This window comes from Psychrobacter sp. (assembly GCF_035469765.1).
Lineage (GTDB): Bacteria > Pseudomonadota > Gammaproteobacteria > Pseudomonadales > Moraxellaceae > Psychrobacter.
Window position 1 is genome coordinate 1 of the sequence record NZ_DATIRM010000074.1, and the last position, 3358, is coordinate 3358.

The following is a 3358-nucleotide window of genomic DNA, read 5'->3' on the forward strand; positions in this document are numbered from 1 at the left end:
CTATCGCCACCTACCAATATGAAACACTGCAAGTTAGCACGACCAACGATATCTTAACCGTAACTATCAATCGACCAGAGAAAAAAAACGCCATGAGTTTTAAGGTGGTCGAAGAGTTGATAGCAGTGGCGGCTCGTATCAGTAAAGACAAAACCATACGTGCGGTGATTTTAAATGGTGCTGAAGGAACCTTTTGTGCTGGGATTGATTTGGGCGATTTAAATCACCCAAAAAACCAAGCCTTTGCACTATGGGAGCTTATCAAACCGTGGCAGAGCTCGTTTCAGCGTGTTTGCTTGATATGGCGCGATGTTCCTGTACCTGTCATTGCCGTACTTGAAGGCTATTGTATTGGCGCAGGCTTACAGCTGGCGCTGGCATGTGATATTCGTATTAGTCATCCTGATTGTAAATTGGCTATTATGGAAGCCAAATGGGGCTTAGTACCAGATATGGGCTTGACCCAATCTGGCTTTGGTGTGGTACGAGCTGATATTCTAAAAGAGCTTGCCATGACGGCGCGAATTATTAATGCCGAGCAAGGTAAAGAGCTAGGATTGGTCAGCCATTGTAGTGAGACGCCACTTGAGCAAGCGCAGCAACTTGCCGCTGAATTTGCTGAACGTTCACCAGATGCCGTGCTGGCAAGCAAACGTGTTATCAATGCCATGTTTGAGCAATCAGCGGTTACTTTATATATAGAAAAGGTCTGGCAATTAAAGATGATGTTTGGGCGCAATCGTAAACTGGCACTTAGAAAAGCCAAGCAAACTAGTACCGAATTTGGCAAGCGTCAGGTTCGTTAGGATGGTTGAGTGGTTTTATCGCTCAAATCGCTCAGCGCTATGTTGAGCCATTGTATTTGTTGTGAAAGTTTGTTTTATTAAGGTAATACCTCTATTGAAATCTGGGCAGACAGTACGATATAAGACTGTCTGCTTGCGTAGCGGTTTATCGATAACAATAAAATAATAATCACTAGAACAAATGGCTTAACTATGTCTGCTCCAAAATTCTCCCTTCCTAATAAGCCGGTTGCTGCTGACCGCGTGCGCTCTGCCGATTTACCTGTCGCATGGATTATGATGCTTGGTCTTATCGTTGCGGTAGGACCTTTATCTATTGATATGTATCTGCCGGCATTACCATCGATGGCGGATGACTTTGGCGTCTCGACTGCCTTTATGGCAAACTCCGTACCTGCTTATTTTATCGGGTTGGTATTTGGGCAGTTATTTTATGGACCTTTTAGTGACCGCGTTGGTCGCGTCAAACCTTTATATATAGGTATGGTCTTATATGTGATTGCTTCTATTATTTGTGCAACCACCAACAATGAATATGTGTTGTTTATCGGTCGTACGTTGCAAGCGCTCGGCGCCTGTGTGGGGGCAGTTGTTACCCGCGCTGCGATTCGTGATCGGCTAACAGCCAAGCAAACTGCCAAAGCGTTTTCTATCATGATACTGGTGATGGGTTTGGCACCGATACTAGCGCCATCACTTGGCGCAGTGTTTTTGCAGTTCTTTAGCTGGCACTCTATTTTTTGGTTTTTAGCAGCTTTTGGTACGCTTAATTTATTACTCACTAAATTTTTCTTCTTTGAAACGCTTAGCGAAGAAAACCGCAATGTACGTCCTGCCAAAGAAATACTCAGTCAATATTGGGAGTTGCTCAAAGACCCTACCTTTAACTATCCAGCGATTGGTGGCGGGTTATTGATGGGCGCGATGTTCGTCTATATCAGCTCAGCGTCTGAACTCATTATGGATACTTATGGTATGTCAGCCACACATTTTGGCTGGCTTTTTGGTATGAATGCCGCAGGCTTTGTGGCATTGACTCAGCTGAACCAATGGCTGACCAATCGTTTCCGTATTTTGAGCATTTTGCGTTTTGGTGCGATGATGCAAGTCATTTCAGCAGGAGCGCTATTTACCCTTGGGGTAGTGTTTGGCACCGATGCTTGGTTGCCACTGGTATTAGCCTGTATTTTCTTTTGTATTGCTGGTCTAGGTTTGACGCAGCCAAACGCATCGGCGATTGCCTTAGCTTTTCAAAAGCGCCGTGCTGGTATGGCAAGTGCCTTACAAGGTTCGCTTATGTTCTCAGTAGGTATTTTTGGTGGTTTGCTCTTAAACTTATTCCCTGTCAATCCAGTACTTAAGATTGGTATTGCAATGTTTGCGTTGATGAGCCTTGGTTGCTATTTGATTTGGCAGATAGATCGTAATTTGAACCTTGATAATGTAGAGTAATTGACCACTAAATTCTAAAATTTGATATCTATCATAGAAAGCATTCAGTACGTATTAAGCGTCTGAGTGCTTTTTTTATGTCTGACTTTTTATTATAAATTATAGCTATTTTTAGCAGATAGCTTATCAACAATTAATCTAACGTCAGTTTTAGATTGTATAGGTAGTTATGGCTATCTATAAACAATTGTATGGTATAGCAAAACAAAGTGATTGCAATGGCAGAGTTGCTCAATTACTATCTCAGGTAATTTTCTGTAATTAAATGTTTTTGCAACTTGCTAAAACTTACAGAGTTGTTTTTATCAGTGATTTTTTAGAATTAAATCTAGGCTTAAGGATAAGAGATGAAGCAATTATATCGAGTATTACCGATTATATTAAGTGTGGGATTATTTGGGTGTAGTAACTCTGCTACTCAAGACAACACTAAGGCAACTGGTACAACTGTAACGGAAAATAAAGACAGTTTTGTAAGTAAGCTACCTGATTCAGCGCCTATATTAAAGGTGGCGATGACTGGTGATTTACCGCCTTTCTCATTTCAAGATGATTATGGCAACATGCAAGGCACTGATGTTGATTCGATTAGAGCTATCGGAGAAGAGCAAGGCTTTAAAGTCGAGTTTTATAAAGAAACGTGGCAGGACCTATTCGATAGCGTGGAATCAGGAAAACGTGATTTAGCCATTTCTGGTATTTCTTATACAGATGATCGAGCGGTAAGATATGGTCTATCAACACCTTACTTTTTTAATCCAGCTACCATCATGTACTTGGAAGGAAAGTTTGATATAGAAAATTTAAACGATATCAAAGGTCTAAAAACAGGTACTTTAGAGGGTTCTAAAGAAGAGGATACTCTAAAAGAGATGGGTAGCTCGGTTGAATTGATTTCAAGATCTACTGTATTTTTGGCTTATCAGGACTTAGTGCAAGGTAAGACTGATGTGTTCTTATATGATATGCCAGTTCTGCAATATATTATAAAAGGTTATCCAGAACATAAAGTTAAGATTGTACCTTATGAAGCGGCAGATGCGCCCTCAGCGCAGCAAGTGGTATTAATGGCAAAAGAGAACACTAAGTTGATCGATACC

At 41.2% G+C, this 3358-nt stretch carries 3 protein-coding genes; all 3 read left to right on the plus strand.

Annotation, left to right across the window (positions count from 1 at the left end; translation table 11 throughout):
* The first annotated feature begins 2 nt into the window (after positions 1-2).
* A complete protein-coding gene (locus VLN09_RS02090; protein WP_325243564.1) occupies positions 3-806 on the plus strand; it encodes a crotonase/enoyl-CoA hydratase family protein in 804 nt (267 codons plus the stop codon).
* Between the two features lie 192 nt (positions 807-998).
* A complete protein-coding gene (locus VLN09_RS02095; protein ID WP_325243565.1) occupies positions 999-2258 on the plus strand; it encodes a multidrug effflux MFS transporter in 1260 nt (419 codons plus the stop codon).
* Between the two features lie 347 nt (positions 2259-2605).
* On the plus strand, positions 2606-3358 hold a 753-nt coding region (locus tag VLN09_RS02100), incomplete at its 3' end, for a transporter substrate-binding domain-containing protein (RefSeq protein ID WP_325243566.1).

Excerpts from the sequence above, each read along its gene's own strand:
- VLN09_RS02095 (WP_325243565.1), top strand. The coding sequence starts at position 999 with ATGTCTGCTCCAAAATTCTCCCTTCCTAATAAGCCGGTTGCTGCTGAC.